20 protein-coding genes are annotated in these 21461 nt (G+C 64.3%); 11 read left to right on the plus strand and 9 right to left on the minus strand.

Annotated elements, in window-relative coordinates; genetic code table 11:
• Positions 1–50: 50 nt before the first annotated feature.
• The gene (gene groES / locus BLP76_RS01445; protein ID WP_092809112.1) at positions 51–362 is read right to left on the minus strand and encodes a co-chaperone GroES; all 312 of its coding nucleotides are present in this window, start codon (positions 360–362) and stop codon (positions 51–53) included.
• A gap of 307 nt (positions 363–669) precedes the next feature.
• On the opposite strand from groES, the gene wrbA reads away from it, so the two are divergent.
• Together wrbA and BLP76_RS01455 are read left to right on the plus strand one after the other, a co-directional pair.
• A complete protein-coding gene (wrbA, locus tag BLP76_RS01450; protein WP_092809113.1) occupies positions 670–1269 on the plus strand; it encodes an NAD(P)H:quinone oxidoreductase in 600 nt (199 codons plus the stop codon).
• A 43-nt stretch (positions 1270–1312) separates the two neighbouring features.
• On the plus strand, positions 1313–1828 hold the full coding sequence (locus BLP76_RS01455) for a DUF427 domain-containing protein (protein WP_139163652.1): 516 nt from the start codon (positions 1313–1315) through the stop codon (positions 1826–1828).
• Here BLP76_RS01455 and BLP76_RS01460 read toward each other — a convergent pair.
• The 4 genes from BLP76_RS01460 to BLP76_RS01475 all read right to left on the minus strand — a co-directional run bounded on the left by BLP76_RS01460 (position 1802) and on the right by BLP76_RS01475 (position 6026).
• The gene (locus tag BLP76_RS01460; RefSeq protein ID WP_092809115.1) at positions 1802–2494 is read right to left on the minus strand and encodes an SDR family NAD(P)-dependent oxidoreductase; all 693 of its coding nucleotides are present in this window, start codon (positions 2492–2494) and stop codon (positions 1802–1804) included. The genes BLP76_RS01455 and BLP76_RS01460 overlap by 27 nt on opposite strands.
• Complete coding sequence (locus BLP76_RS01465; protein WP_092809116.1) at positions 2491–3075, minus strand: hypothetical protein; 585 nt, start codon at positions 3073–3075, stop codon at positions 2491–2493. The genes BLP76_RS01460 and BLP76_RS01465 overlap by 4 nt, the downstream gene beginning before the upstream one ends.
• 177 nt (positions 3076–3252) lie before the next feature.
• Complete coding sequence (locus tag BLP76_RS01470) at positions 3253–4524, minus strand: M16 family metallopeptidase (RefSeq protein ID WP_244514352.1); 1272 nt, start codon at positions 4522–4524, stop codon at positions 3253–3255.
• A 41-nt stretch (positions 4525–4565) separates the two neighbouring features.
• Positions 4566–6026, minus strand: coding sequence for a M16 family metallopeptidase (locus tag BLP76_RS01475; RefSeq protein ID WP_092809118.1), 1461 nt, complete (start codon positions 6024–6026; stop codon positions 4566–4568).
• Between the two features lie 249 nt (positions 6027–6275).
• Here BLP76_RS01475 and BLP76_RS01480 point away from each other — a divergent pair, with 249 nt between their 5' ends.
• From BLP76_RS01480 to mutL, 7 genes are all read left to right on the plus strand, one after another.
• Positions 6276–7166: a TIGR01459 family HAD-type hydrolase gene (locus tag BLP76_RS01480; protein ID WP_092809119.1), complete on the plus strand. Its 891-nt coding sequence runs from the start codon at positions 6276–6278 to the stop codon at positions 7164–7166.
• 11 nt (positions 7167–7177) lie between these two features.
• Positions 7178–8197: a bifunctional riboflavin kinase/FAD synthetase gene (locus BLP76_RS01485; RefSeq protein ID WP_092809120.1), complete on the plus strand. Its 1020-nt coding sequence runs from the start codon at positions 7178–7180 to the stop codon at positions 8195–8197.
• Between the two features lie 145 nt (positions 8198–8342).
• Positions 8343–9203 carry a DUF2066 domain-containing protein gene (locus BLP76_RS01490; protein ID WP_170130363.1) on the plus strand — a complete coding sequence of 287 codons (861 nt, stop codon included), beginning with the start codon at positions 8343–8345 and terminating at the stop codon, positions 9201–9203.
• 252 nt (positions 9204–9455) lie between these two features.
• Complete coding sequence (gene ileS, locus BLP76_RS01495) at positions 9456–12374, plus strand: isoleucine--tRNA ligase (RefSeq protein WP_092810025.1); 2919 nt, start codon at positions 9456–9458, stop codon at positions 12372–12374.
• 100 nt (positions 12375–12474) lie between these two features.
• Positions 12475–12960, plus strand: coding sequence for a signal peptidase II (gene lspA / locus BLP76_RS01500; protein ID WP_170130362.1), 486 nt, complete (start codon positions 12475–12477; stop codon positions 12958–12960).
• 101 nt (positions 12961–13061) lie between these two features.
• Positions 13062–13715: a hypothetical protein gene (locus tag BLP76_RS01505; protein WP_111328798.1), complete on the plus strand. Its 654-nt coding sequence runs from the start codon at positions 13062–13064 to the stop codon at positions 13713–13715.
• Positions 13716–13795: 80 nt separating this feature from the next.
• On the plus strand, positions 13796–15670 hold the full coding sequence (gene mutL, locus BLP76_RS01510; protein ID WP_092809124.1) for a DNA mismatch repair endonuclease MutL: 1875 nt from the start codon (positions 13796–13798) through the stop codon (positions 15668–15670).
• A gap of 9 nt (positions 15671–15679) precedes the next feature.
• Here the strand turns inward: mutL and rsmD are convergent, their stop codons facing one another.
• Complete coding sequence (gene rsmD / locus BLP76_RS01515; RefSeq protein WP_092809125.1) at positions 15680–16264, minus strand: 16S rRNA (guanine(966)-N(2))-methyltransferase RsmD; 585 nt, start codon at positions 16262–16264, stop codon at positions 15680–15682.
• Positions 16239–17471, minus strand: a complete 1233-nt coding sequence (locus BLP76_RS01520) for a pseudouridine synthase (protein ID WP_244514354.1) — start codon at positions 17469–17471, stop codon at positions 16239–16241. Before BLP76_RS01520 ends, rsmD begins: the two co-directional genes overlap by 26 nt.
• A gap of 37 nt (positions 17472–17508) precedes the next feature.
• On the opposite strand from BLP76_RS01520, the gene BLP76_RS01525 reads away from it, so the two are divergent.
• Complete coding sequence (locus tag BLP76_RS01525) at positions 17509–17958, plus strand: nucleoside deaminase (protein WP_092809127.1); 450 nt, start codon at positions 17509–17511, stop codon at positions 17956–17958.
• Here the strand turns inward: BLP76_RS01525 and BLP76_RS01530 are convergent.
• Complete coding sequence (locus BLP76_RS01530) at positions 17955–18851, minus strand: patatin-like phospholipase family protein (protein WP_092809128.1); 897 nt, start codon at positions 18849–18851, stop codon at positions 17955–17957. The genes BLP76_RS01525 and BLP76_RS01530 overlap by 4 nt on opposite strands.
• A 237-nt stretch (positions 18852–19088) precedes the next feature.
• Entirely contained in the window at positions 19089–20348 is a 1260-nt protein-coding gene (gene purD / locus BLP76_RS01535) for a phosphoribosylamine--glycine ligase (RefSeq protein ID WP_092809129.1), read from the minus strand.
• A gap of 117 nt (positions 20349–20465) precedes the next feature.
• Here purD and ubiA point away from each other — a divergent pair, with 117 nt between their 5' ends.
• Positions 20466–21416 (plus strand): 4-hydroxybenzoate octaprenyltransferase, encoded by a 951-nt coding sequence (gene ubiA, locus BLP76_RS01540; RefSeq protein WP_092809130.1) that lies wholly within the window; start codon positions 20466–20468, stop codon positions 21414–21416.
• The last annotated feature ends 45 nt before the right edge of the window (positions 21417–21461 follow it).

A 21461-nucleotide genomic window follows, 5' to 3' on the forward strand; every position in this document is an offset into this window, starting at 1 on the left:
GCGAACCTCTGTTTGTTGAATTGCGGGAAATTAGAAAGCGCGATCGGCGATTAGGCCGCCTGCGCCACACTCTCGCTGTCGATGACGCCCATAATGTCGGACTCCTTCATGATGAGGAGATCTTCGCCATCGATTTTGACTTCCGTGCCGGACCACTTACCGAACAGGATCCGGTCGCCGACCTTCACGTCGAGGGCCTGCACCTGGCCGTTGTCGTCACGCGCGCCAGGGCCGACGGCGATGACTTCGCCTTCCTGCGGCTTTTCCTTGGCGGTGTCCGGAATGATGATGCCACCCTTGGTCTTTTCTTCAGACTCAAGCCGGCGGACCACAACACGGTCATGCAGAGGGCGGAACTTCATGTTTCTTCCTCGCGTCCTTTATGCGGGCGCGCTGCGCCCAATGAGGGGATTTGCTGTTGTTAGCACTCTCTAGGTGTGAGTGCTAAGCGAGCGGGAGATAGGTGTTGGACCCGGCCTTGTCAACTGGCGAGAACGCATCGAATTGAGAAAGCCGCTTGCCTCAAATTCGGCGCGCATCCGGGGCGGACGCGAGGCCAGGTATCCTTCGACGCAGAGGCGTTATGCGCGCCAGAAATGGTGTCTGGCGAAAGGAGCGTCGCCCTCTAGTTAGGGGCCTACAGTGAAATTGCCAAACGGAGATTGAGATATGGCGAAGATTCTCGTGCTTTATTATTCGAGCTGGGGCCACGTGATGCAGATGGCCGAGGCGGTTGCCGAAGGCGCCACGAGCGCCGGCGCCGGCGTGACCGTCAAGCGTGTGCCGGAGCTCGTGCCGCATGAGATCGCGGAAAAGTCGGGTTATCTTCTCGACCAGCCATATCCGGTCGCAGAACCTGGCGAACTCACCGACTATGACGCGGTCATCGTCGGCACGCCGACCCGTTATGGCGTCATGTGCTCGCAGATGAAGAATTTCTGGGATCAGACCGGCGGGCTCTGGGCTTCGGGCGCGCTCGTCGGGAAGGTGGGCGCCGTCTTCACCTCCACGGGCACGCAGCATGGCGGCCAGGAGACGACCATCACCTCCACGCAGGTGATGCTGCTGCACCAGGGCTTCGTCATCGTCGGCCTGCCCTATTCGTTCCAGGGCCTGACGAAGATGGATGAGATCACCGGCGGTTCGCCCTACGGCGCCTCGACGCTCGCCGCCGCCGACGGCTCGCGCCAGCCGAGCGCCAACGAGCTCGAAGGGGCGCGCTTCCAAGGCCGTCACGTGGCCGAGATCGCGGCCAAGCTCTGCGCCTGATCTCGAGGTCGAGCCTTCGGGACGACCTCTGAGCTTAAGAGTTTTGGCGGACGGTGATCGATCACCGCCCGCTTATTTTTTTACAGATGCAGAATTGAATAATATTTTACTTGAATTTATGCGATTGAAGGGATTACGAGCCCGGCTCGGGGGGGTGCCGATGCCGCATAAAGAGTATCCGATTACCTTCAGCGTTTGTTCTGGCCTTGTCACCGTTCGTCTCGGTGATCTCCTGCTCGCACGCACGTCGCGTGCAGTCATTGTTTCTGAAGCTGGGCGGTCGGACGTCATCTATATTCCGCGCCTTAATGTCCGCATGGCGCATATGCAGCGTTCCGAAAAGCTCACGACTTGTCCGCATAAGGGCGCTGCGAGCTATTATTCGCTTATGACGGATAAAATGCTCGTGCCGGATATCGCCTGGTCTTACGAAAATCCCTATCCCGCCATCTCGCGCATTGCGCATTATCTCGCTTTCGATCCTAAGAAGGTCGAAATCGAGATGAGCGACCTCCCCGCGGGCGACGCCGATTCAGAAGCTTTCAACCCAAGGCCGTAGCTCCACCTCGAAGCTCCATGCGGAGCGCTCCTGATCGAGGACGCCAAGATAGGAGCGGGCGATCGCATCCGGATCGAGGAGCGATTGCGGCTTGTCGTCGGCTTCACTTCGCCCCGGCGCGCGGATGGCGCCGTCGATGATGAAATGCGCCACATGGATGTTCTGCGGCTGCAATTCTCGGGCGATGGACTGCGCGAGGCCCCGGAGGGCGAATTTGCCCATGGCGAAGGGCGCTGATCGGGCAAAACCTTTGACGCTCGCCGAAGCGCCGGTGAAGAAAATGGCGCCGCCGCCGGCCTCGATCATACGCTTTGCCGCCTGCTGTGCGACGAGGAAGCCGCCATAGGCGGTGACTTTCAGGGACGTTTCCACGTCATGGGGTCTGAGCTCGACGAGCGGCCCCTGGCTGCGATAGCTCGGATTGAAGAGCACGAAGTCGGGGGCCCCGAGATCCCGCTCCACCGCCTGAAAGAGGTCCGCCACCTGGTCTTCTTCGGCGACGTCGCAGCGATAGGCGCGCCCGTCCAATTCGTTTGCCAGAGCCTGGTTGGCTTCCATGGTGCGCGAGGCGAGCGCAATCTTGGTGCCGCGCTCGGCGAGCCGGCGTGCGACGGCGGCCGACAATCCAGGCCCTGCACCGACGATGAGGGCTATTTTCGGCGTCATTGCGGGGCCTCCTGGTCGGTCTCGGTGATCTGGAGCGGGATAGAGAACCCCGCCGACTTTGCGTTCTGCGTGTCGTGAAACGTGAACTCGGCGCGATAGTTGCCGGGCCGCAGCTCGGGGACGGGGCAGGACAGGACGACGTTGAAGTCGCGCTTCGGCGCTTTCACCTTCGTCTTGACGGAAAACACCTTCCGGCCTTCGGCGATCACCTGTCCGGTCAGATTGCTGATGGTGAGATCGACATCCATCGCCACCAGATGCTGGCCGTCCTGCGGCTCGTAGGTGAAGGCGACGGGTTCGGCATAGACGAGCATCGTCTCGCCGGGTCGGTAGCGATTGTCGGGACGGGGCACATAATCGCCGAAGCCTTCGGCAGAGCGCACGGCAAGCGCTTTTCGGAAGGCGAGCGGGCCCTCGCGCCAGACGATGTCTGAGGCCTCATCGAGCAGGTCGAGCGCGGCAACCGTGTCGCCCTTCTCAAGCGCTTCTGCGGCTTTCTCGCCGAGATCTGCAAGGCGCGCGTCCTTAGCCCGCGCCGCGTTCTGTGCCGCTCCCACAAAGATGGCCGTGGCCAGCAGCATCAAGCCCGCCCTGCGGCGGTGCTCTCTCCAAGACATAACGCCCCTCTTTCTCTGCGAGGCTCAGATTCGCAGAGGGGCTCTGGCAGGGCAAGGGAGGGGGAGCGAGGCGAGTGAAAGGCGGAGAAAGAACGGCCGGGGCGAAGCGAGGTCGCCCCGGCAGAGGTCATGAATGGGGTATCAGCTCGCGGCAGGCCCGACGGTGATCACCGAAGGAGGCTCGCCATAGACCCGCTTGGCGGCCCGCTGCACGTCCTCGCGCGTCACGGCATTGATGAGCTCGTTACGCTTGTCGACGTAATCGATGCCGAGATGGTCGAGCTGGATGGCGAGAAGCTGCTTGGCGATCTTGCCGGAGGAATCAAAGCGCAGGGCGTAATTGCCGGTGAGGTAGGACTTCGCATCGGCGAGCTCCTCATCCGTCGGCCCGTTCTCCGCCATGTCTTTGACTTCCTTCACCATCAAATCGACGGCCTCCTGGGCGGCATCCGCGCGCGTCGCGGCAGCCCCCACCCAGACGCCCGCATGATCGAAGGGGACGAGGCTCGTTCCGACCGAATAGGCGAGCCCGCGCTCCTCGCGGATTTCGCGGTAAAACCTGGAGGAGAAGGTGCCCCCGCCGAGGATGTGATCGGCGATATAGGCCGGAATGAAATCCGGATCGTCGCGCTTGATGCCGGGTCCGCCGAGGCGGATGGAGGTCTGCGGCACGGGAAGGTCGACATGCGCCGTCTTGCCTGCGGCCGCAGTGACGTCGGCGATGGGCTTGAGGTCGGCCTTCTCCGGCAGATCGCCGAAGACTTCGTCGAGCCGGCCTTTCAGCGTCTCTGCATCGATCGCCCCCACGACGGCGACGACGAGGTTGTCGCGCGCGAGGTTTCTCTCGGCGAAGCCTTTGAGGTCGGCCCCGGTCAGCTCTTCCACGCTTTCCTCGGTCCCATCGCCGGTGCGGGCATAGGGATGGTCACCGAACAACGTCTTGGCCCAGGCACGACGGGCGAGCTCATTCGGATCGGTCTCGTCGCTTCGGAGCTTCGACAGGATCTGCGCTTTGATGCGGGCGACCGGCTCGTCGTCGAAGCGCGGCTCGGTCAAAGCGAGTTTCGTCAGATTGAAAGCCTCGTCGGCATTGGCGGTAAGCGTCTTCATACTTCCGTAAAAAGCGTCGCGGCCAGTGTCGAATGAGAGCTTGATGTTGAGATTGTCGAGGCGTGTCTGGAACGCCTTGGAATCGAGATCTCCGGCGCCTTCGTCGAGAAGCCCCGAGGCGAGATTGGCAAGACCGGATTTGTCCGCCGGATCCTGCACCGAGCCGCCGCGGAAGGCGAACTGCATGTTGACGATCGGCACCGTGTCATCTTCGACGAGCCAGGCCGTGATCCCCTTGGGCGAGGTCACTTCCTGGATTTCGATCGCGCGGGCGCGGCTCGGCATGGCAACGGCAAGGCTCATTATGGCTCCGAAGGATAAGGCAAGCGAGAGGGTGCGCAGCATCAGTTCTGCTCCATCGCTGCTGCCGGATCGGCGGTCTCCGGCTCGTGAGAGGCGGCGGGCGTGTTGCCGGGAGCCTCAGACATGTCGGCCTGCTGGTCGAGCGCCGGTTTGAGATAGCCGGTCGCGGCTTTCTCGGGATCGAGATAGCGTTGTGCCACCTCCTGCACGTCCTTTGCCGTCACTTTCTGGATGCGTGCCGGCCAGGTCTGAACGTCTTCCAGAGTGCGACCGACCGCGAGCGCCGAGCCGACGATCCGGGCGAGCGACTGCTGACTGTCCTGCGAATAGACGGCATCGGCAACGACCGAGTTCTTCGCCCGCGTCAGCTCTTCCTGGCTGACGCCCTCATCGGCGAGCTTGCGGATGGAGGCTTCCATATCGGCCTGGAGCGTCTCCAGATCGACGCCGTCGCGCGGGATGCCGACGACGATGAGGCGGGAATCGTCGACCGCCGTCGGGCTGTAATAGGCGCCCGCATAGGTCGCGGGTCCGTTGTCGCGCACGAGCTCGTTGTAGAAGCGGCTCGTCGCGCCGGTGCCGAGAATGTCGGCCAGCACCGAAAGCGCTTCGGCTTCGCCGGGCTTGCCCGTGACGGCCGAGGGGACGGCGTAAAACTGCATCAGATTGGGCTCGCGCACCTTCTCGTCGCGCACGGTGATGGTGCGCGGACCGGGCGAGGGCGGCTCGGCCGGACGCGCGGGCCGCGCGCTGTCGGGCTTCGATTTGATCTGACCGTAGGTCTCTTCGGCGAGATCTTTCACACCCTCGGGCGTGACGTCGCCGGCGACGACCAGGATCGCATTCGAGGGCGTGTAGAACTCATGGTAGAAATCGAGCGCCGTCTTGGCGTTGAGTGCCTTGATCTCGTTTTCCCAGCCGATCGTCGGCCGCCCATAGGGATGATTGAGATAGAAGATGCGGTTGAGCGCTTCGTTCATGAGAGCGCCGGGATCGTTGTCGACCCGCATGCGCCGCTCTTCCAGGATGACGTCACGTTCCGGCGCAACGACCTCGTCGGTGAGGACGAGATTGCTCATCCGGTCCGCCTCGAACTCCATCACGTCTTTGAGGTGGTCCTTCGAGACGCGCTGGTAATAGGCGGTGTAATCGTTGCTGGTGAAGGCGTTCTCCTCACCGCCGATCTTCGACACATAGGTGGAGAATTCGCCGCCCGGGTGCTTCTTCGTTCCCTTGAACATGAGGTGTTCGAGGAAATGCGCATTGCCCGACTGACCGGGCCGCTCATCGGCAGAACCGACGCGGTACCAGACCATATGGGTGACGACGGGGGCGCGTTTGTCGGGGATGACCACCACGTCCATGCCGTTCTTGAGCGTGAAATGTTCGGCATTGGGGGCGATGCGCGCGATTTGTGGGGTGCTCTGCACCTCGTCGGGTGTCGCATCTTCTGCATAAGCAGGTGCCCGATCGAGGGCAGGGGAAAGGATAAGGCTGACCATGAACGCTCCGACTAGGGTCGGCACTTTGAACGGGAAATGCTTCAAGGTGAAGTCTCCGATTTGGAGTCTCTCGCAACCGGCTGCGGTTTAGGTGCTGGACATAGCCGCACATATAGGGCGGCAGAGATGATGCCCAATGAACATCTCTTCATGTTGGCCGCATGTTGGCGGACCGGCCAATTGACGTTCTGCCCGCAAGCCGCTACCCGCGGCTCGTGCCGGTTTCCCGGTCCAAGCGCAAATGGGCAAATGCAAGCGGAAGAGATATCAGGTCTGGCTGCGATCGCCGCCGATTACGAGGCGATCCTGTGCGACGTCTGGGGCGTCATCCATAACGGTGTCGCGGCAAATCCCGGCGCCGTGGAGGCGCTGTGCCGTTTCCGCGAGAATGGCGGACGTGTGGCGCTCATCACCAATGCGCCGCGCCCGAACGGTCCGGTCCGCGAGCAGCTTCTGGCGCTCGGCTGCCCCGATGACGCCTATGATGCGATCGTCACCTCCGGCGACGTGACCCGCCAGGCGATCTCCGGTTATGCCAAGAAGGGCGGTATCTGCCATATCGGCCCCGACCGCGATCTGTCGCTCTATGACGGGCTCGACGTGACCTTGGTGGGGCCCGACGAGGCGGTCGCCATCAGCTGCACGGGCCTGTCGGAAGACGATGTCGAAACACCCGACGATTACCGCCCGCTTCTGGAAAAGCTCGCCGGACGCGGCATTCCGATGGTCTGTGCCAATCCCGACGTTGTCGTTGAACGCGGCGGCACCCTCGTCTGGTGCGCCGGTGCGCTCGCCGAGCTTTATGAAGAACTCGGCTGCGAGGTGATCCTCGTCGGCAAGCCCTTTGCACCAATGTATGACGCCGCCTTGGCGACCCTCGGACATCCGTCCCGCGAAAAGGTTCTGGCGATCGGCGACGCTTTCAACACCGATATCCGCGGCGCCAACCAGGCCGGCATCGACTGCCTGATGGTGACGGCCGGCATTCATGCCCACGAATTCGGCCATCCCGAAAAGCCGGATCTCGACAAGGTCCGCAGCCGGCTCATCGAGGAAGAGCGCCATGTCGTGGCGTTCCTGCCGCGCCTCGTCTGGTCCGCCGGCGATGCGGGCGCGACCTCGTCCGATCCCATCCGCTGATCGCGCCGCCGATGCCGTCTTCGCCCGTTTCCATTGCGACTTTCGACTGCCTGCCAGAAGAATGGCGAAATGCGGTCGTGGCGATCGGCAATTTCGACGGCATGCATCGCGGTCACCAGGCCGTGCTCGCAGCCGCCCAGGCGGAAGCGGAGCATCTCGGTGCGCCCTGCATCCTTCTCACCTTCGAGCCGCATCCGCGCTCCTTCTTCGCGCCCGACAAGCCGCTCTTCCGCCTGACCGAGCCGGTGATGCGGGCAAGTGTGGCCTCCGCCCTCGGCCTCAACGGCGTCGTCGTCGCGCATTTCGATGCCGCCTTCGCAGAAACCTCGGCCGAAGATTTCGTACGTCGCTTCCTTATCGAGAAGCTCCAACTCCGCCATGCCGTCACCGGCTACGATTTTCATTTCGGCCATCGCCGCCAGGGCACGCCGGAATTCCTCCAGCGTCAGGGCATCCTTTCGTCTTTCGGCGTGACCGTCGTCGACAAGCACGGCGATGAAGAAGGTGCGGTCTCCTCGAGCCGGATCCGTGCAGCTCTCGAGGAAGGTCGGGTCGAGGAGGCGCGTCAGCTTTTGGGCTGGACCTGGTCGGTGGCCGCGAAAGTCGTCCACGGCGACCGGCGTGGCCGCGATCTGGGCTTTCCGACGGCCAATATGGTCCTGCCGACCTCCTGCGATCTGCGTCAGGGCATCTATGCGGTGCGCTACACCCGGCGTGATGGCCGGGTGCACGATGGCGTCGCGAGTTTCGGTCGGCGCCCAACCTTCGACGACGGCGCCCCGAAGCTCGAGACGTTCCTGTTCGATTTCGAAGGCGATCTCTATGGCGAGATGGGCCTCGTCTCGCTCGTCGATTGGATCCGTGCCGAGGAGCGTTTCGATTCCATCGAGGCTCTCGTGGCGCAGATGAACGAAGACGCCGCGACCGCGCGCAGGATTTTGGCAAACCACCCCCTCGCGGACTTCGATCGCCGCATCGCTGCCGATTGGCCGCGCATCGAGGGGGAGGCCGAAGCGCTCGGGCTCGCCTGACGTATCTCCCCCTGATGCGCCTCCTTCGATGCACCTCTCCGGAGTGCATCTCCCGTGGACGTGTGTTCGCCGCGTCATAAGCCTCGCAATCGGCTGGGCGGTCCTTATGGTGAACCGCTCATGCGCCTGCTGTTTTGGAGGTTTGATGATGCGTTTCTGGCATTTGGTCCTCGTGACCGTCTCGATCCTTCTGGCTCCGATAGCTGCGGGCGCTGAGCCCGCCGGAGCTGGCACCTCGGGCGATCCGGATCTCTATGAGGCGCAAACGATCGTCACGGGCGAGCGCGAGGAGACGCGGCTTCCAGCTTTCGAGGATTGCCTGCTGACGGTCCTCGTCAAAGTCGCCGGTGTTCCCATCGCGCGAGGCGATCCCGGCGTTCCGGAGATCCTCGCCAGGGCGCCTTCCTTCGTCAGCGATTATCGCTATCGCGACCGCATGGAGGGTATTCCCCATCATGACGAGCAGGGCTCGCGCGACCGCCCCTACGATCTCACCGTCAGCTTCGATGCGGCGAAGATCGATGCCGCCCTCAATGGCCTCGGCTATGAAGCCTGGCTCGATCGACCGAAGCTTGCAGTCCTGATCGCGGTTCTCACCGAGGGTCGCCGGTATCTCCTGACACGCGACGGCACGCGAGGGATCGATCAGAAGGAAGCGCTAGAGGCCGCCTCCCGCCAATATGGACTTGCGATCGTCCTGCCGGCGCAATCCATCTTGGAGGAGAGGGACGATGTTTCCGTGCCTTCAGGGGACGGAGAGATTGGAAATCTCCGCCCGTTTGCAAGCGCGCTCGCGGCCGACGTTGCCCTTGGCGGGTCGATCACCTGGGATGCGACGGCGGTCGGGTGGAAGGCCAGATGGCATCTCCAGACTGCCGAGGGCGAGACGGCCGACTGGCAGGTCGCCGGCGTGAGCTTCGACAATGCGTTTCGCAATGCCATGGCGGGAGCCGCCGCGGTGCTGTCCGGCCATGCCGGTGAAGCGGCAGGCCTTGAAGGCAAGTGAAACCCAGATCCCGCGCGAGCTCTTCCGTCTCTCATTCTTCCGCCATTCTTCCGCCGTCGCGCACGGGCTGCGCCAGCGGCTTTTCATCGCCGCGGCTCTCAGTTACAAGCCGCCCCATGCGAGCCGAGATCATAGCCCTTCTGCGAATTAGCCGCCCGGCCTCTGTCTGAGAGGTCGGGGAGCGCATTGCCGGGCCGCGATCGCATTCGATCGACGCGCTTTTTCATGGAATTCTGAGCTCAGGATATGACGATGAGCGACCAAAAAGCCGCCGCGAACGAGGCGGAGCGAGATTATTCGAAGACCCTGTTTCTGCCGAAGACCGACTTTCCCATGCGCGCCGGCCTGCCCAAGAAGGAGCCGGAAATCCTCGCGCGCTGGGAGAAGATGGATCTCTACAAGCGTCAGCGCGAGGAGGCTTCGGGGCGGGAGAAATACGTCCTGCATGACGGTCCTCCCTACGCCAACGGCAACATCCATATCGGCACGGGTCTCAACAAGATCCTGAAGGACGTCATCGTGCGCTCGCGCCAGATGATGGGCTTCGACGCCAATTACGTGCCCGGCTGGGACTGCCACGGCCTGCCGATCGAATGGAAGGTCGAGGAAAACCTGCGCGCCAAGGGGCAGTCGAAGGATTCCGTCGACAAGGTCGAATTGCGCCGGATGTGCCGCGACTTCGCCACCCACTGGGTCGGCGTTCAGTCTGAGGAGTTTCAGCGGCTCGGCGTCATCGGCGATTTCAAGGATCCGTATCTGACGATGAGCTTCGATGCCGAGGCGGTCATCGCCGAGGAATTGCTGAAGTTCGCCGCCTCCGGTCAGCTTTACCGTGGCTCCAAGCCGGTGATGTGGTCGGTTGTGGAGAAGACGGCGCTCGCCGAGGCCGAGGTCGAGTATCACGATTACGAATCCGACACGATCTGGGTGAAGTTCCCAGTGCTTGGGGACGGGCCGCTTGCCGGCGCTTTTGTCGTCATCTGGACGACGACGCCTTGGACGATGCCCGGCAACCGCGCTGTCGCCTATTCGCCGCGCATCTCTTACGGCCTTTATGAGGTGACGCAGGCGCCGGAAGAGAACTGGGCGAAGGTCGGCGACCGCCTGGTGCTGGCCGACGTTCTGGCGGCCGACGTCTTCAAGAATGCGCGCGTCGAGGCCTATGAGCGCCGCGGCGATGTCGACCCGGCGTCGATCGCGCGCTGCGCCCATCCGTTCCGCGATTCCGGCCTCGGCGGCTATCAGTTCGACGTGCCGATGATGGCGGGCGAGCATGTGACGGAGGATACGGGTACGGGCTTCGTCCACACCGCCCCCGGTCACGGCCGCGAAGACTTTGACGTGTGGATGGAAAAGGCGAGCGAGCTTCGCCGCGAGGGCATCGACACCACGATCCCCTACACGGTCGACGAGAACGGCGCCTTCACCCCGGACGCGCCGGGCTTCGAAGGCGTGCGCGTCATCGACGACAAGGGCAAGAAGGGCGACGCCAACAAGGTCGTCATCGAGGCGCTCGTGAAAGCGGGACGGCTTCTCGCCCGCGGGCGGCTGAAGCACCAATATCCGCATTCCTGGCGTTCCAAGAAGCCGGTCATCTTCCGCAACACCCCGCAATGGTTCGTCTATATGGACGAGCCGATCGAGGGCAGCGAAACCCTGCGTGCCCGCGCCCTCGAGGCGATCGAGGCGACGCGGTTCTATCCGGCCGCCGGCAAGAACCGCCTCAAGGGCATGATCGAGCATCGCCCGGACTGGGTCCTGTCGCGTCAGCGCGCCTGGGGTGTGCCGATCGCCGTCTTCGTGAATAAGGAGACGGGTGCCCTGTTGCGCAACGACGAGGTCGATGCCCGCATCGTCTCCGTCTTCCGCGAGGAAGGGGCCGACGCCTGGTTCAAGGAAGGCTCAAAAGCCCGCTTCCTCGAAGGTCTGGTGGAAGACGTCGAGGCCTGGGAGAAGGTCGACGACATTCTCGACGTGTGGTTCGATTCCGGCTCCACCCATGCTTTCGTCCTGCGCAAGCGGGCGGATCTCAAATGGCCGGCGGATGTCTATCTCGAAGGCTCCGACCAGCATCGCGGCTGGTTCCATTCCTCGCTTCTGGAAAGCTGCGGCACCAATGGCCGTGCGCCCTACGATGCGGTGGTGACACATGGCTTCGTCATGGCCGAGGACGGCCGCAAAATGTCGAAGTCGCTCGGCAATCAGGTGACGCCGCAGCAGGTGATCGAGCAGTCGGGCGCCGACATTCTGCGCCTGTGGGTCGTCTCCTCGGATTATTCGGAGGATTTGAGGATCGGTCCGGAAATCCTGAAGACGAACGCCGATTCCTACCGCAAGCTCCGCAACACCATCCGCTGGATGCTGGGCTCGCTTGCCCATTTCCGCCCGGAGGAGCGCGTCGAGCCGGCCGAGATGCCGGAGCTGGAGCGGCTCATCCTGTCGGAACTCGTGCGTCTGGAGAAGACGGTGACGAGCGCCTACGAGGTCTTCGACTTCAAGCGCGCCTTCTTCGCCATCTTCAACTTCATGACCATCGATCTGTCGGCGGAATATTTCGATATCCGCAAGGATGCGCTCTATTGCGATCCGGCGTCGTCGCTGCGCCGTCGCGCGGCGCTGACGGTTATCGACCGGCTCTTTGACGCGCTGGTCAAATGGCTGGCGCCGTTGCTGCCGTTCACGGCAGAGGAATCCTGGATGGCGCGCTTCGGCGAGGATGCCTGCGTCCATCTCGAACTCTTCCCGCAGATCCCGGCCCAATGGCGCAACGAGGCGCTGGAAGAGCGCTGGGAGCGAATCTGGACGGTGCGCCGCGTCGTCATGGGCGCGCTCGAGGTGGAGCGGCGCGAGAAGCGTATCGGCTCGTCGCTTGAGGCGGCGCCGATCGTCCATATCGCCGACGAGGAGCTGCTTGTGACCCTGAAGGAGATCGATCTCGCCGAAATCGCCATCACGTCGGGTGTCGTGCTGGAACTGGGCGAGGGACCGGCGGAGGCGTTCCGTCTTGCCGATATTCCAGGTGTCGCCGTCGTCCCGGCGAAGGCAGAAGGGCGCAAATGCGCCCGCTCCTGGAAGATCACGCCGGAGGTGGGCGCCGATCCCGAATATCCCGACATCACGCCGCGCGATGCGGCCGCGATGCGCGAATGGGAAAAGGCACAGGCCGCGTGACGCTGGCAGAGCCGATCATTTTGGCGGCGACGGGACTTTGCGTCCCGATCGCCGCCGAAAACCCGATTGCCGAAGGCCCGGTTGCGGGAAGGAAGGCCGCATGACGCCCTTCCGCTTCGGCGTCCTCGTTGCCGTGCTCGCGGCCATTCTCGACCAGGCGCACAAGGCCTTCATGCTCGGGCCCTATGCGATTGCCGAAAAGGGGCGCGTGGCGCTGACGCCGTTCCTCGATCTCATCCTCGTCTGGAACCGGGGCGTCAGCTACGGCCTCTTCACGCAGGAAAGCGAGATCGGGCGCTGGCTGCTCGTCGGTGTCGGACTGATCGGGGCGGCGGTCTTTTTCTACTGGCTGACGAAACTCGATCGGTTTCTGTCCGCGATTTCCGTGGGCCTCATCATCGGTGGCGCGATCGGCAACGTCATCGACCGCCTGCGCTTCGGCGCGGTGGCCGATTTCTTCCTGTTCCATATCGGCAGTTTTCAGTGGTACGTCTTCAACCTCGCTGACGTGTGGATCGTCGCGGGGGTGATCGGCATGCTTCTCGCCTGGGCGACCGAGCGCCCTGAAAATGCCAAACAAACGTGAAAGGCGGGCTCCTGTCGACGGATAGGGGGCTTGTGCTATAAGCCGCGTCCATCTTGGCCGGCAAAGATTCCTGTCGAGCGATGGGGCAAGGGGTAGAGTTGATGGCGAAATCAGCGGCTGAAACCGCAAAGCGGCTCGTGCCGGCATCCATCGCCCTGGCAATGGGCGCGATGCTTCTGGGCGGCTGTCCGGGTAGGACCTACGGTACCGGAGAGGCGCCTGAAATGGCGATCTTTTCCGAAGTGGCCGCCGTCGGCAACCTGGGCGGCAAGGAGAAGAAGCCGATCGATTATCGGCCGCGTTCGCCGCTCGTGATGCCGCCGAGCGCGGAGTTGCGGCCGCCCGAGCCTGAAGCCGGGGTGCGCACGGCGAATTGGCCGACCGGCCCGCAGCCCAATGCCTCCGCGGTTGCCCTCAATCCTGCCGACCCTGACAACAACATCGCCCGGGACGACATGTCTCCGGAATATGTGTCGAGCCTGAAGCCGCTGAGCGGGATGGCCCGCAAGCGCCAGCCGGGCGAGCGCGAAGACGATGCCGAGATCGGCGTCAAATACGATCTCGTCCGCAACCGGCAGGCCGCCAAGGACGTCAAGGAAAAGATGGCCGAGGCCAAAGGCATCGGCATCACCGAGCGGCGTTATCTGACGGATCCGCCCGAGGCCTATCGGGAGCCCGCTGAAACGGCTCCGGTCGATCCGGAGGCGACGGGCGAAAAGAAGAAGGGCAACTTCTTCACCCGGATGTTCAAGTAGCGCCATTCCGGCCTCTGCCGCCTTTTCAAACCGGACGGCCTTCGTCAGACTCGCTTTGGATTCGAAAGCGGAAACAGATCTTGGCCGTTCGCGCTCTTCCTGAGCATATCGTCAACCGCATCGCTGCCGGCGAGGTGATCGAGCGTCCCGCGAGCGTCGTCAAAGAGCTCGTGGAGAACGCCATCGACGCCGGTGCGCGTGCCGTCGAGGTGGTGACGAGCGCCGGCGGCAAAAGCCTCATCCGCGTCACCGATGATGGGGAGGGGATGTGCCGCGACGATCTCGTCGCCGCCGTCGACCGCCATTGCACGTCGAAACTGCCGGACGACGACCTCGCCCATATCACCTCGCTCGGCTTCCGCGGCGAAGCGCTCGCCTCGATCGGCTCTGTCGCAAGGCTCTCGCTCGAAAGCCGGCACAAGAGCGAGGAGCATGGCTGGTCGATCCTCGTCGACGGGGGGCGCAAGGGCGAGCCGGTGCCGGCCGCCCGTGCGGCGGGGACGCAGGTGGAGGTGCGCGAGCTCTTCTTCGCGACGCCGGCGCGGCTGAAATTCCTGCGCTCCGACCGCGCCGAAACCTCCGCCGTCACCGATCAGCTGCGCCGCATCGCGCTCGCCCATCCCGACATTCGCTTCACCCTTGCGGGCGGTGACCGCAAGACGCTCGACTGGGCGCCGCGCAAATCGCTGCTGCCGCGGCTGGGCGATATTCTGGGCGAGGAATTCGCCGACAACGCCGTGCCGGTTGCGGCGGAAAAGGAGGGTGTGCGCCTGTCGGGCTTCATCGCCCTGCCGACCTACAACCGCGCCAATTCCCTGTCGCAATTCGTCGTGGTCAACGGCCGCTCCCTGCGCGACCGCCTGCTCGCCGGTGCGATCCGCGCGGCGTATGCCGACGTTCTGGCGCGCGACCGGCATGCGGTGGCGGCGCTCTTTCTGGAACTTTCTCCCGAAGATCTCGACGTCAATGTGCATCCGGCGAAGGCGGAGGTGCGCTTTCGCGATTCCGGTCTCGTGCGGGGGCTCATCATCCGCGCCGTGCGCGAGGCTCTGGCCGAGCACGGCTTCCGTGCCGCTTCGACGGGCGGTGTCGAAACGCTCGAAGCGCTGCGCCGGTCGACGGCGCGGCCGCAAGGCTGGGCGGGCGGCGCACAGCGTCCTTTCGGCTATGCGCCGAGTGCTCCCTCCGGCTGGCAGGGATGGGCGGCACCGGACGCGATGGGCGAGGCTGAGGCCGCTTCGCCGACTTTTGCGATGGACGAGGCCGGGCAGCCCGCGACCTTCGCCCCGGGCTTTGGCGAAGGGACACAGTCGGCCTTCGTCGATGACCGTCCGAGCGCGGAATTCCGGCAGGTCGAGACGGGCGAGGGGGTCTCCTATCCGCTCGGCGCCGCGCGGGCGCAGATCCACGAGAATTACATCGTCACCCAGACAGAAGACGGTCTCGTCATCGTCGACCAGCATGCAGCCCATGAGCGCATCGTCTATGAGCGTTTGAAAGATGCACTCGGCGGGCGCCAGGTCCCGCGGCAGATGCTTCTCATCCCTGAAATCGTCGATCTGCCGCACGAGGATGTGGAGCGGCTCGCCGCCCGTGCCGATGAGCTTGCGGAGCTCGGCCTGGTCGTGGAGCCGTTCGGGCCGGGCGCGATCTCCGTCACCGAAACGCCGGCGCTCCTGGGCGAGGTCGATGCGGCGTCGCTTGTCCGCGACATCGCCGACGATCTGGCCGAATTCGACGCGTCCACCCGCCTGCGCGAAAAGCTCGACCATGTCGCCGCGACGATGGCGTGTCACGGCTCGGTGAGATCCGGCCGGCGGATGAAGCCCGACGAGATGAACGCGCTTCTCCGCCAGATGGAAAAGACGCCCAATTCCGGCCAATGCAACCACGGCCGGCCGACCTATGTGGCGCTGAAACTCTCCGATATCGAGCGGCTGTTCGGCCGGCGCTGAGGGCGTCGTTCAGCCCGCGGTGGGAACGTGCGCGGGTGCTTCGGTGGCCTGCAGGAAGATGAGCTGCGTGTCGCTGCTCTCGCGCTTGTCGACGAGCGCAAACCCCTCCGGCAGGGAAATCTCCGCCCGGTCGCTTTCTTCGAGCACGATGAGCGCGTCGGGCTTCAGCCAGCCGCCCGCAAGAGCTGCGGCGAGCGCCTGTTCGCCGAGCCCCTTGCCGTAGGGTGGATCGCAGAAGACGAGGTCGAAGGGCGCCATCGTGCCGACGACGCCGAGCCTCGTCGCATCGCGGCGGAAGATGCGGGTCGCACCGGTCAGCGCCAAGGTCTCGATATTCTTGCGAATGAGGCTGCGGCCTTCCACGCCCTGTTCGACGAAGAGCGCGTAGCCGGCGCCGCGGGAAATCGCCTCAAGCCCGAGCGCGCCCGTGCCGGCAAAGAGATCGAGGACGCGGCTGCCCTTCGCCGGCAGTCCGTGGCGATGCTCCAGAATGGAAAAAAGGCTCTCGCGCAGACGGTCCGACGTCGGTCGTACCGCCTGAGTTTTCGGCGCCGCGAGCGGCCGCCCCTTAAGGCTTCCGCCGACGATGCGCATGGCCGCCCTTCCTGTCGCCGGTCTTCGCGTCGGCAGGCCCGGCGCGTCCGGCCCCCCCGTTTCCGGCCCCCGTGTTGCCGGACTTGGCGGTGTTGGGCCGGCCCTTGCCGAAGGTCTTCTCTGGCGCTCTCTTGTCGTCGCCTTTCCGATCCCGGCTTTTCTTGTCGCTGCGGCCGGTGACGGCGCGCTCGCCGGACGTGGCCTGCCGCTCGGGATATGGCGTTTTGGCGCCGGAGGAGCGCGGTGACCGCGCCTCGCTCTCGCTCGCGCCTCTGCCGGACCTGGCCGCGCCTCGCCGCGGGGCCTGATCGGGGCCCGCCGAAGGCCCGGCGCCGCGTCGGGCGCCTTTGCGGCCTGCGGGCGCACCGTCCTTGCCGCCCGGCTGCGACTTGTCGCCCGCTGAGCCTGTCGGGCGGGGAGGGGCGGTGAAATCCGCCCCGGAAGCTTCGGCAAGACGCTCGCCGAGCTGGTCGCGCAATGTCCGACCCGGCACTTCTTTGACGGTGCCGACCGGCAGGTCTCCGAGCTGGAACGGACCGTAGGAGACGCGGATGAGCCGGTTCACGACGAGGCCGAGATGTTCAAGCACCCGCTTCACTTCGCGGTTCTTGCCCTCGCGAAGTCCGAGGAGAAGCCAGACATTGTCGCCCTGCTGGCGCTCCAAGACGGCGTCGATCGGCCCGTAGAGCATGCCGCCGACGGCGATGCCGCGTTTCAGCCGGTCGAGCGTTTCCTGGTCGATGCGGCCATGCGCACGCACCCGGTAGCGCCTCAGCCAGCCGGTCGACGGGAGCTCCAGCACACGGGCCAGCCCGCCGTCATTGGTGAGGAGGAGGAGCCCTTCGGTGTTGATGTCGAGCCGGCCGATGCTCATGACCCGCGGCAGATCGGGTGGCAGGGCGGCGAAGACCGTCGGCCGCCCTTCCGGATCGCGCTGCGTACACACGAGGCCTTTCGGCTTGTGATAGAGAAAAAGACGGCTTCTTTCGAGCGCTTGCAGCGGCTGGCCGTCGACCACGATCTTGTCGCGCTCGGTGACGGTGATGGCCGGCGTCGTCAAGACGCGGCCGTTGATGCTGACGCGGCCTGCCGCAATCCAGCTTTCTGCTTCGCGGCGCGAGCATAGCCCGGCGCGCGCCATCACTTTCGCGATGCGCTCGCCCTTGTCCGGCCCGTCTTGCGCTTCTGAGGTTTTCTGCCCACTCATGCGGCAAGCTCTAGCAGAGGCGTCGCGACCAGGCGAGATGAGACGAAGCCCCTTTATGACAGAAGCGCTCGCGGAGGCGGAAGCGGCCGCCGCACGTGGTGAGGTGCCCGTCGGTGCGATTCTGGTGCGAAACGGTGAGATCATCGCGCGTGCCGGCAATCGCACGCTCGCCGACCGGGACCCGAGTGCGCACGCGGAAATGCTCGTTCTTCGTGCCGGTGCCGCGAAGCTGAACTCCGAAAGGCTGACGGGCTGCGATCTTTATGTGACGCTCGAACCCTGCACGATGTGTGCGGCGGCAATCAGCTTCGCACGCATTCGCCGCCTCTATTATGCCGCGGAGGATGTGAAGGGCGGTGCGGTCGACAACGGCGTGCGCTTTTTTTCCGCGCCGACCTGCCATCATGCCCCGGAAGTTTATGCCGGGATCGGCGAACGTGCCGCAGGCGAACTCCTGCGCGGGTTCTTCAAATCGCGCCGGGCCTAGTGCGCGAGGCCGATCTCCGCCTGGATTTGGGAGGCTGCGGGCGCATCGCTGCGCTCGAAGGGCGAATCGATGATGTGTTCGAGACGCCGCTTCAAATCGTCCTTGAGCGGCTCGTTGAGCGAAATGATCTGCTCGCTCTTCATGAAGTCGAGGATGAAGAAGCCGTTGATTTCCGGCCGGAACAGGATGTCCGGCCTGCGCCGCTTCAATTTTTCCGCCTGCACCGCCTGCATGGAGATCTGGGCGGCGCCGATGATCGTCTCAAGCAGCCCCGGAACCTTGTCCGGGTCTCCGTTCGGGCCGCCGGCCACGTCGGAGGCGACAATCAGCGATTTGTCGAGGCAGAGATCGATGGGCAGCGGATTGACGGCCCCGCCGTCGATCTGAATGCGTCCGTTGATCGATACCGGCTTGAAGACGGAGGGTATGGCGATCGAGGCTGCGATCGCGGGGCGGAGTTCGCCCGTCTCCATCACCGTCTCGCACCAGCCGTAGAAGTCGCAGGAGACGACCTTGAGGGGGATTTTCAGCTCTTCGAAGGTTTCCGGCACGACTTCGATGCCGGGGACGAAGTTCTCCAGCACGCGCAAAGTATCGAACTGCGCCTGCAACAGCCGACCGCGAAGGATGTCGCCGAAGCCGATCGGGCGCGTCTGCCACAGACGCGAATAGAGCTCTCGTCTTTGACCGAAGAATTCGATGGCGCGTTCGCGCATCTCACGCCCGGAAAGGCCGCTTGCATAACCCGCGCCGATGATGGCGCCGATCGATGTGCCTGCGATCAGGGCCGGCTTCAGTCCGAGCTCGTCGAAGACTTCGCAGACGAGAATATGCGCCATGCCGCGGGCGCCGCCCCCGCCGAGCGCCAGACCGATATCGTGATTCAAGCTCATCCTTTAGCTCCCGGGCCTCGTCGCCCGCATCGGCCTCCCGCCTGCCTCTTCTCCCCGGTCGTTTTCGCTCAAACGGTTCGTGAGGAAGTTATCGTGTTCATGAACCGTAGAGGCGCTGCATGAAGGTTTTACAACCAACGCGCGACACCTGGTTTGGTGCCGCTTTGGTCCGCTGGCCGGCAAAGCCGTCATGACGTCTTGTTCTCTGGCGCGCTCGAAAAGCAGCCGGAAGCGTGTTCAGCCCCGGCGGCTCGCCGCTTCTCCGATGTCGGAACGGCAGAAGCCTTCGGGCCAGTCGATGCGGCCGACGGCCTCATAGGCCCGCTTGCGCGCCTGCGAGAGATCGGCCCCAATTGCGCCGACATTGAGGACGCGCCCGCCGGCGGCGACAATCTCACCATCGACGTGGCGTGTGCCGGCATGAAAGACGGTCGCGCCTTCGACCGCCGCGGCTTCCTCCAGCCCCCTGATGGTGCTGCCTTTTTCGTAAACGCCGGGATAGCCCTTGGCGGCCATGACGACGGTGAGCGCCGGCTCCTTGCGCCAGGCGAGGGAGGTACGGTCGAGCCTGCCGGCGACCGCCGCATCGAGAAGCGCCAGGAGATCGCTTTCAAGCCGCATCATCAAAACCTGGCATTCCGGATCGCCGAAGCGGACATTGTATTCGATGAGCTTCGGGCCGTCGGCGGTAATCATCAGCCCGGCATAGAGAACGCCGCAAAACGGCATGTCCCGCTTCGCCATGGCCGCAAGCGTCGGCTCGACGATCTCTCGCATCGTTCGCGCCTGGGTGGCGACATCCATCACGGGCGCCGGCGAATAGGCGCCCATGCCGCCGGTATTGGGGCCTTCATCGCCGTCATAGGCGCGCTTGAAATCCTGTGCCGTCGTCAAAGGCCGGGCCGTCTTGCCGTCGCACAAGACGAAGAAGCTCGCCTCTTCCCCGACGAGATGCTCTTCGATGACGACCTGGGCGCCGTCCTCCGCAAAGATGGCTTCCACCGCCTTGCGCGCCTCGGCCGGTGTCGTGGCGATGGTGACGCCTTTGCCGGCGGCGAGGCCGTCGGCCTTCACCACGACCGGCATGGCGTGTTTTTCCACATAGGCGAGCGCACTCTCGCGGTCGCTGAACGCCTCGTAACCGGCGGTCGGGATATTTTCCTCCGCGCACAACGCCTTGGTGAAGACCTTCGAGCCTTCAAGCTGTGCCGCTGCCGCACTCGGCCCGAAGGCGCAGATCTTCGCTTCCTTGAGCCGGTCGACGAGGCCCGCCACGAGCGGGCCCTCCGGACCGACCACGACGAGGTCAATTGCTTCCTTGCGGCAGAAATCGATGACGGCGCGGTGATCCGAAGAATCAAGTGGGACGCATTCCGCGACGTTCGCGATACCGGCATTCCCCGGCGCAGCAGACAGCTTGCTCAAGCGCGGCGACGCCGCCAGCGCTCCGGCGAGCGCATGCTCGCGGCCGCCTCCTCCGATCAACAAAACCCGCACGTTTCTAGCCTCCTGAAGCGCTTAAGCCCTCGCGCCTTATAGGTCGGGGTGATAAGCCGCAGCAGCCCCTTCTTAAAGGGGCTTGACCTTCTCTCCCACTTTCGGTGAGCAAACGTCATGACAGACAATGCCGCACAGGGCGGAGCGCTCCCGGATTCCGTCTCCCGTCATTGGCTCGATCGGTTCGCTCCGGACTGGTTGAAGCCCTATGGGCGGCTGGCCCGATGGGACCGGCCGATCGGCTGGTGGCTGCTTCTGTGGCCGTGCTGGTGGTCGTCCGCACTCGCATCGATGGCCGATGGCCGTGCTTTTCCGCCGATCTGGCAGCTCATCCTCTTCCTGATCGGTGCCGTCGCCATGCGCGGGGCAGGCTGCACCTACAACGATCTCGTCGACCAGGATATCGACGCCAAGGTGGCGCGCACGCGCGCCCGCCCGATTCCCTCGGGGGCCGTCAGCCTCAAACGAGCGCTCCTGTTCCTCTTCCTGCAATGTCTGGTGGGGCTTCTCGTCCTAATTCAGTTCAACGCCTTCACCATCGGGCTAGGCTTCGCATCGCTCGTCTTCGTGGCGGTCTATCCGTTCATGAAGCGGGTCACGAACTGGCCGCAGGTCGTGCTCGGCATCTCGTTTTCCTGGGGCGCGCTCGTCGGCTGGGCGGCAATCTTCGGCTCGCTCGGCTGGGCGCCGGTGCTGCTTTATGCCGCCGCGATTTCCTGGACCGTCGCCTACGACACGATCTACGCGCATCAGGACAAGGAAGACGACGCCTTGATCGGCATCGGCTCGACGGCGCAGTTTTTCGGCGCCCATACGCGCCCGGCTCTCGTCGGCTTTTTCGGGCTCGCTGTGGCGCTGCTTCTGGGCGCGGTGATGCTCGCCGGCGGCGGCTACTTCGCCTATCTCGGGCTCCTGGGCGGGGCCGCGCATTTTGCCTGGCAGGTGGCAACGCTCGACACCGAGGATGCCGACAATTGTCTTCTGCGCTTCCGCTCAAACCGCGACGCGGGCGCCATCATCTTCGCGGGCCTCTGCCTGGACGCGCTTTTCAAGGCTCTCTTCGGCTGACATCCAAGCCGCCCGGCCAAGGCCGGGCGCGGGCATTTTGCAAAA

It is taken from the genome of Afifella marina DSM 2698 (assembly GCF_900102695.1).
GTDB classification, from domain to species: domain Bacteria; phylum Pseudomonadota; class Alphaproteobacteria; order Rhizobiales; family Afifellaceae; genus Afifella; species Afifella marina.